The sequence below is a fragment of the Pseudomonas sp. BJa3 genome, from assembly GCF_026343815.1.
GTDB lineage: Bacteria > Pseudomonadota > Gammaproteobacteria > Pseudomonadales > Pseudomonadaceae > Aquipseudomonas > Aquipseudomonas soli.
The window spans coordinates 1-261 of sequence record NZ_JAOXMC010000302.1; the positions used below are offsets into that span (position 1 = coordinate 1).

Genomic DNA, 261 nt, shown 5'->3' on the forward strand with positions numbered 1-261 from the left:
GGCGCCGCACCACTATGACGACAGCTCTCCCAACAACCGCCTCAGATCGCGTTGCGAATGATAAGGCTCGGAATGGATCGCGGCGCGTATGCGCTCGATTTCGCGGGCAACGAAATGGGCCGTCCCCGAATAGGCGAGCGACCAGCTGGCGAAATCCCGGCTGCTTTGCTCCCCATCGGCCACCGTCATCAGCTCGGCGTGGCGCATATCGCGCGCAATGAGCGCGCGCAGTTCGGCTACGGCTTCGGCCGGTCCCTCGAT

The 261-nt window shown here is 64.4% G+C and carries 1 protein-coding gene; it reads right to left on the minus strand.

The features are described from left to right. Nucleotides 1–12: 12 nt before the first annotated feature. On the minus strand, nucleotides 13–261 hold a 249-nt coding region (locus OH705_RS27795), incomplete at its 5' end, for a BLUF domain-containing protein (RefSeq protein WP_267303507.1).